The sequence below is a fragment of the Aeromicrobium sp. PFPM2_SD2 genome (assembly GCF_057364525.1).
This window is the reverse complement of the sequence record NZ_JBNFNZ010000144.1, coordinates 1-5473: the sequence shown is the minus strand read 5'-3', so window position 1 is coordinate 5473 and position 5473 is coordinate 1. Positions and strand designations below refer to the sequence as shown.

General features: G+C 73.8%; 6 protein-coding genes and 1 pseudogene. 3 read left to right on the top strand and 4 right to left on the bottom strand.

The window, feature by feature from the left end:
* Together cofD and AC2W7G_RS08450 are read right to left on the bottom strand one after the other, a co-directional pair.
* Positions 1-664: 2-phospho-L-lactate transferase (gene cofD, locus AC2W7G_RS08455; RefSeq protein ID WP_485868039.1), on the bottom strand; the 664-nt coding region annotated here is incomplete at its 3' end.
* Position 665: 1 nt separating this feature from the next.
* Positions 666-1241, bottom strand: coding sequence for a uridine kinase family protein (locus AC2W7G_RS08450; RefSeq protein ID WP_485868038.1), 576 nt, complete (start codon positions 1239-1241; stop codon positions 666-668).
* Between the two features lie 35 nt (positions 1242-1276).
* Between AC2W7G_RS08450 and deoC the strand changes: the two genes are divergently transcribed.
* Positions 1277-1996 (top strand): deoxyribose-phosphate aldolase, encoded by a 720-nt coding sequence (deoC, locus tag AC2W7G_RS08445; RefSeq protein ID WP_485868037.1) that lies wholly within the window; start codon positions 1277-1279, stop codon positions 1994-1996.
* A gap of 107 nt (positions 1997-2103) precedes the next feature.
* On the opposite strand, the pseudogene AC2W7G_RS08440 reads toward deoC, so the two are convergent.
* A pseudogene (locus AC2W7G_RS08440) lies at positions 2104-3721 on the bottom strand (phospho-sugar mutase).
* A gap of 11 nt (positions 3722-3732) precedes the next feature.
* Positions 3733-4530, bottom strand: a complete 798-nt coding sequence (locus AC2W7G_RS08435) for a purine-nucleoside phosphorylase (protein ID WP_485868040.1) — start codon at positions 4528-4530, stop codon at positions 3733-3735.
* Between the two features lie 55 nt (positions 4531-4585).
* Here AC2W7G_RS08435 and AC2W7G_RS08430 point away from each other — a divergent pair, with 55 nt between their 5' ends.
* Both AC2W7G_RS08430 and AC2W7G_RS08425 read left to right on the top strand, forming a co-directional pair.
* Entirely contained in the window at positions 4586-5149 is a 564-nt protein-coding gene (locus AC2W7G_RS08430; RefSeq protein ID WP_485868036.1) for a TetR/AcrR family transcriptional regulator, read from the top strand.
* 96 nt (positions 5150-5245) lie between these two features.
* On the top strand, positions 5246-5473 hold a 228-nt coding region (locus tag AC2W7G_RS08425), incomplete at its 3' end, for a biliverdin-producing heme oxygenase (RefSeq protein ID WP_485868035.1).

Sequence of the window (5473 nt, the reverse complement as noted above, 5' to 3'; positions counted from 1 at the left end):
CGGCGGCGCAGCGCGTCGGCCAGGCCGGCAGCGGGCCACGACCGGGCCGGATCGAGACGACCGGGTTCGAGGGCGCCACGAGCACGACGTCGGCGTCCGTCAGCGCCTCGACGACGCCGGGCGCGGGCGTGGACGTCTCGACGCCGTCGTAGGAGAGCGCGGTGAACGGGACGCCGGCGCGGTGCCGGATCCAGTACTCCTGGAAGTGGACGTGCCGCGTCTCGCCGTCGACCACGACGTCCAGGTGCGTCTCGACCTCGTCCTCGGTCATCGGCAGCAGCGTGACGCCCGGCTGCCACCGCTGGCACAGGTGGGCGGTGGCGGCGGTCAGCCCGCGGCCCTCGCGCAGCAGACGGGTGCGGACGAGGTGGGTGGCGATGTCGCGGTCGCCGAGGCCGAACCAGTCCGGGCCCTCGCCGTACGCGGCCAGGTCCTCCTTGGCGCTCCAGGTCTCGTCCGCGCGGCCCCACCGGCGCTCGGGGTCGATGCCGCCACCGAGGGTGTACATGAGCGAGTCGAGGTCGGGGCAGACGCGCAGCCCGTGCAGCCACAGGTCGTCGGCGGTGTTGGCGACGACGGTGACGTCGGCGTCGGGCGCGGCGGCGACGACGCCCGAGACGAACCGGGCGCCGCCGATGCCGCCGGACAGGACGGTGATGCGCATGTCAGCTCCTGCCCAGGCGCTTCTCGGCCTGCTTGGGGGTCATGGGGACGCAGCCGTGGGCGACGGCCTCGGCGACGACCGCGGGCTCGTCGCGCATGAGCCGCCAGCCCCGGCGCACCAGCACGTGGGGCGCCTTGCGGCCCTCGCGCAGGTCGCGGAAAAGGCGCAGGCAGAACGTCAGCAGGCGCGGACGGCGCAGGCAGATCGCCTCCTCCAGCAGCCCGGCGCGACGGCAGGTGTCGACGATCTGCGGCGCGAACAGGCCCTCGGCGACGAACAGGTCGGTGCTGACCCGCAGGTGCTCGAGGTCGACCCGGCGGCTGGCCGACAGCGAGTAGACCGGCACCTCGGCGGTGCCGGACGCGCACAGCTCGGCGATGGTCGCGACGGCCTGGTCGGCGTCCCACGAGCGCGGGTCGTCCCAGTCGACCAGCCCGAGGTCGGACATCGGCATGTCCGGCTCGTCGAGGTCGCGGTAGAAGTCGTCCAGGCGCAGGGTGGGGACGCCGAGCCGGCGCGCGAGCCGGGACTTGCCCGAGCCCGAGGGTCCGGCGAGGATCACGACGCGACGGGGCACCCGAGCACTCTAGACGGCCGACTACGCTGGCCCGCATGGCACTCGACGTCACCGTGGCCGACATCGCCGGCATGATCGACCACGCGATCCTCAAGCCCGAGCTCACCCGCGAGCAGGTCGACACCGACCTGGACCTCGCGGCCCGCTACCGCATCTTCAGCGTCTGCGTGCGTCCCAGCGACGTCGCGCACGCGGCGGCCCGGCTCGACGGCTCCGGCGTCGCGGTCGGCACCGTCATCGGCTTCCCGCACGGCACGACGTCCACCCAGGCGAAGGTCGCCGAGGCCGAGCAGGCACTGGCCGACGGTGCCTCCGAGCTCGACATGGTGCTCAACATCGGGCGGCTGCGCAGCGGGCTGCTGGACGACGTGACGGGCGACATCGCCGCCGTGGTCGGTGCCGCCCAGGGCAAGGTCGTCAAGGTCATCTTCGAGACCGCGTACCTCAGCGACGACGAGATCGTCGCGGCGTGCAAGGCCACGGCCGACGCGGGCGCGGACTTCGTCAAGACGTCCACGGGCTTCGCCGGCGGTGGCGCCACGATCGAGCACGTCCGGCTCATGCGCGAGAGCTCGCCCGAGCACGTGCAGGTCAAGGCGTCCGGCGGCGTGCGCAGCCTCGACACCCTGCTGGAGATGATGGCGCTCGGCGTCACCCGCTTCGGCACCAGCGCCACGGCGACGATCCTGGACGAGCTGGGGTCGCGGCTGGCCGGCGGCGAGGCGTCCACCACCGAGGACGCCTCCAGCTACTGACTCACCCGAGCCCGGCTCCGCCGGGATTCGTGAGGAAAAGGACCCCTTCCGCCAGGAAAGGGGTCCTTTTCTTCACACATCGCGGCAGCGCCGCGACCGGGTGAGGGCTACAGGCCGAGGAGGGCGGCGAGGTCGGCCTTGATGCCGGCGAGCCGCTCGTCGGCCTCGCGGCGCGCGGCGTCGACGTCCTCGCCGGCCTCGACGACGACCTCCAGGTAGCACTTGAGCTTCGGCTCGGTGCCGGACGGACGCGCGATGACGCGTGCGCCGCCCTCGAGGCCGATGCGGATGCCGTCGGTCGGCGGAAGGCCCTGGTAGCCGTCCTCGAGGTCGTCCACGGACGTCACCGACAGCCCGCCGAGCGACTCCGGCGGCGACGTGCGCAGGGTCTGCATCGCGTTCGCGATGACCGAGCGGTCGTCGACCCGCACCGAGAGCTGCGTGGTCGCGTGCAGGCCGTGCTCGCGCGCGATGTCGTCGAGCAGGTCCAGGAGCGTGCGGCCCTCGGCCTTGAGCGACGCGGCCAGCTCGAGCACGGCCAGGGCGGCCGAGACGCCGTCCTTGTCGCGCGCGATGTGCGGCGCGACCGAGTAGCCGAGCGCCTCCTCGTAGCCGTAGGCCAGGTCCTCGATCTTGCCCAGCCACTTGAAGCCGGTGAGCGTCTGGCGCCACGGGCGTCCGGCCGCCTCGGCCTGCTTGCCCAGCACCGACGACGAGACGATCGACGCCGCGTAGGTGCCCTCGGCGCCGCGGCTGAGCATGTGATGACCCAGCAGCGAGCCGACCTGGTCGCCCGACAGCATCCGGTGGCCGTCGCCGTCGCGCACGCCCACCGCGCACCGGTCGGCGTCGGGGTCGTTGGCGATGATGACGTCGGCGTCGACGGACGCGGCCAGCGCGAGCGCGAGGTCCATCGCGCCCGGCTCCTCGGGGTTGGGGAACGCGACGGTCGGGAACGCCGGGTCGGGGTCGCCCTGCTCGGCGACGACGTGCGGCGCCGGGAACGCCGGCCCGCTCGACCACCTCGAGCAGCGTGTCACGACCGACGCCGTGCATCGGCGTGTAGACGGCGACGACGTCGCGCGGACCGTCCTGCGCCAGCGCGACGCAGGCCTCGACGTACGCCGCGGCGACGTCGTCGCCCAGCACCGTGTAGTCGTCGGAGCGGGGCAGCTCGTCCACGCGTCCGACGCGGTCGATCTCGGCGGAGATGTCGCCGTCGGCGGGCGGCACGATCTGGCTGGAGTCGCCCAGGTAGACCTTGTAGCCGTTGTCGCGCGGCGGGTTGTGCGACGCGGTGACCATGACGCCGGCGCTGACGCCCAGGTGGCGGATGGCGAACGCGAGCACCGGCGTCGGCAGGTGCCGGGGCAGCAGGTGGGCACGCACGCCCAGGCCCTGCATGACCTCGGCGGTGTCGCGGGCGAAGCGCTCGGAGTTGTAGCGCGCGTCGTAGCCGACGACGACGCTCGGGTCGTCCTCGTGCTGCTTCAGGTACGCCGCCAGCCCGGCCGCCGCCTGGGCGACGATGACGCGGTTCATCCGGTTCGGGCCGGCGCCGAGCTCGCCGCGCAGGCCGGCGGTGCCGAACTGCAGGCGCTCGGCGAAGCGGTCCTCCAGGGCCTCGGTGTCGTCGGCGTCCAGCAGCTGCTGGAGCTCGGCGCGGGTCTCCTCGTCGGGGTCCTGGTCGAGCCAGAGCCGGGCGCGGTCGGTGAGCGTCGTCATGGCTGGTCTCCTCAGATGCGCGGCAGGACGTCGGCGAGCAGGGCGCCCATGCGGGTGGCGGCGGCCTTGCCCGCGGCGAGGACCTCCTCGTGGTCGAGCGGCTCGCCGGTGACGCCGGCGGCGGCGTTGGTGACCAGCGAGATGCCGAGCACCTCCAGGCCGGCGGCCCGGGCGGCGATGGCCTCGAGCGCGGTCGACATGCCGACCAGGTCGCCGCCGATGGCGCGGACCATGGCGATCTCGGCCGGGGTCTCGTAGTGCGGGCCGGGGAACTGGACGTAGACGCCCTCGTCCAGGCTCGGGTCGACCTCGCGGACGAGCGCGCGCAGGCGCGAGGAGTACAGGTCGGTCAGGTCGACGAAGTTCGCGCCCTGCAGCGGCGAGGCGGCCGTCAGGTTGATGTGGTCGCTGATGAGCACGGGGGTGCCGGGCTCCCAGTCGGGGTTGAGCCCGCCGCAGCCGTTGGTCAGCACGAGGGTCTTGACGCCGGCGGCGGCCGCGGTGCGGACGCCGTGGACGACGGCGCCGACGCCCTTGCCCTCGTAGAAGTGGGTGCGGCCCAGGAAGACCAGGGCGCGCTTGTCGCCCACGCGCACCGAGCGCAGCGTGCCACCGTGGCCCTCGACCGCCGGGGCGCTGAAGCCGGGCAGGTCGGCCAGGGGGATCTCGTGGTCGGGCTCGCCCAGCGCGTCCGCGGCGGGCAGCCAGCCCGAGCCCATGACGAGGGCGACGTCGTGGTCGGCGCCGTCGGTGAGCTCGCGCAGAGCGTCCGCGGCCTGGTCGGCGATGTCGGAGGTGTTCACGGTCAGACCCTACGGCCCGGTGCGGCGGGCTGCAGCACGCCGTCTGCTCTACCCTGGCCGGATGCCGAAGATCATCGGGGGGTCGCTCGTCGAGCACCGTGCGCAGGTGCGCGTGCGGGTCTTCGAGGCGCTCGTCGACCTCATGGCGGAGCGTCCGTTCGCGGCGGTCACGATGGCCGACCTGGCCGAGCGGGCGGGCGTGGGACGCACGGCGCTGTACAACCACTTCGCCGACCGCGAGGCCGTCCTGGTCGCCTACGCCGGCGAGGAGACGCGGTCGTACGTGGCCCGGCTGGAGGCCGACCTCGCCGCGACCGACGACCCGGTGGAGCGGCTGCGCGTCTACGTGCGCCACCACCGTGACTTCGCCGAGTCGACCCACCTGGGGTTCGGCCCCGAGGTGATGGGGGTGCTGTCGCGCGAGTCCCTGACCGAGCTGCGCCAGCACGTCCACGACGTCGAGCGGGTGCTGCGCCGCGTGCTCGAGGAGGGCCGCGAGGCCGGTGTCCTGACGGTCGTCGACCTGGACGAGGCCGTGCTGCTCGTCCACGCCTGTCTGCAGCGGCGCGAGGTCTCGCGCGAGGCGGCCGAGCAGTTCGTCCTCGGAGGCCTCGGCGTGCGCTGACCCGGGGGCGGCGGGGGAGCGAGGGCGTGGGCCGGTCGGTGACCACGCGCGATGTGTCACGATGTTTCTGACACCACGTCATCAAGAGGAGTCCGCATGACCGTCGTCGAGACCGAGCTCGCCGCCCAGCCCCTGTCCGTGGTCGTGCGCGAGGGCTCGCGGGCCGCCCACGAGCAGGCCGAGGGCACGTCCTTCATGACCGAGCTGCTCGAGGGCCGGCTGTCCGAGCGGGCCTACGCGGACTACCTGACCGGGCTGCGGCCGGTCTACGCGGCGCTGGAGCAGGTGGGCGCCGACCTCGCCGGCGACCCGCTCGTGGCCGCG